Raw genomic sequence first — 452 nt, forward strand, 5'->3', positions numbered from 1 at the left:
TCGAGCGCAACGCCCGTGGCTCTGGATCCTGACTTTCGTCAGGATGACGGGGTGGGGAGGGGGTCGGAGCCCCAGTCCTCGGCCAGATCGCGCCAGGTTGGGTTGTCCGTCTCGATCAGCGTGGTCTTCCACGACCGTTTCCAGACCTACAGCTGCTTCTCGCGTGTGATCGCCGCGTCCATCGTGTCCGCCATCGCAAACCAAACCAGCCGGGTCACGCCGTATCGCTTTGAGAACCCGTCGAACATGCCGTCGCGGTGCTGAACGATCCGCGCCATCAGGTCGGACGTCACGCCGATGTAGAGCGTTCCGTTGCGCCAGCTCGCCATGATATAGACCGCTGGTTGCCTAGCCATATCCTTCCCCCACCCCGTCATCCTGACGAAAGTCAGGATCCAGAGCCACAGGCGTCAGCATTCGCCGCTCTAGATACTGGGTCAAGCCCAGTATGC

At 61.9% G+C, this 452-nt stretch carries 1 pseudogene; it reads right to left on the bottom strand.

Going from position 1 to position 452, the window contains the following annotated elements:
* Positions 1-38 precede the first annotated feature (38 nt).
* Positions 39-356 (bottom strand): annotated as a pseudogene (locus tag ASE89_RS03725) (GIY-YIG nuclease family protein).
* Positions 357-452: the final 96 nt, after the last annotated feature.

The organism is Sphingomonas sp. Leaf30, from assembly GCF_001422525.1.
Taxonomy (GTDB): Bacteria; Pseudomonadota; Alphaproteobacteria; order Sphingomonadales; family Sphingomonadaceae; genus Sphingomonas; species Sphingomonas aerolata.